The sequence below is a fragment of the Rhizobium sp. YJ-22 genome (assembly GCF_029601685.1).
Classification (GTDB): domain Bacteria; phylum Pseudomonadota; class Alphaproteobacteria; order Rhizobiales; family Rhizobiaceae; genus Metarhizobium.
The window spans coordinates 9,202-9,734 of sequence record NZ_JARRIR010000033.1; the positions used below are offsets into that span (position 1 = coordinate 9,202).

Annotated in this window: 1 protein-coding gene; it reads left to right on the forward strand. The window is 58.2% G+C overall.

The window, feature by feature from the left end; translation table 11 throughout:
- Positions 1-3: 3 nt before the first annotated feature.
- Positions 4-533: aminoglycoside nucleotidyltransferase ANT(2'')-Ia (aadB, locus tag P7F60_RS29975; protein WP_000381802.1), on the forward strand; the 530-nt coding region annotated here is incomplete at its 3' end.

The window sequence follows — 533 nt, forward strand, 5'->3', positions numbered from 1 at the left end:
CGCATGGACACAACGCAGGTCACATTGATACACAAAATTCTAGCTGCGGCAGATGAGCGAAATCTGCCGCTCTGGATCGGTGGGGGCTGGGCGATCGATGCACGGCTAGGGCGTGTAACACGCAAGCACGATGATATTGATCTGACGTTTCCCGGCGAGAGGCGCGGCGAGCTCGAGGCAATAGTTGAAATGCTCGGCGGGCGCGTCATGGAGGAGTTGGACTATGGATTCTTAGCGGAGATCGGGGATGAGTTACTTGACTGCGAACCTGCTTGGTGGGCAGACGAAGCGTATGAAATCGCGGAGGCTCCGCAGGGCTCGTGCCCAGAGGCGGCTGAGGGCGTCATCGCCGGGCGGCCAGTCCGTTGTAACAGCTGGGAGGCGATCATCTGGGATTACTTTTACTATGCCGATGAAGTACCACCAGTGGACTGGCCTACAAAGCACATAGAGTCCTACAGGCTCGCATGCACCTCACTCGGGGCGGAAAAGGTTGAGGTCTTGCGTGCCGCTTTCAGGTCGCGATATGCGGC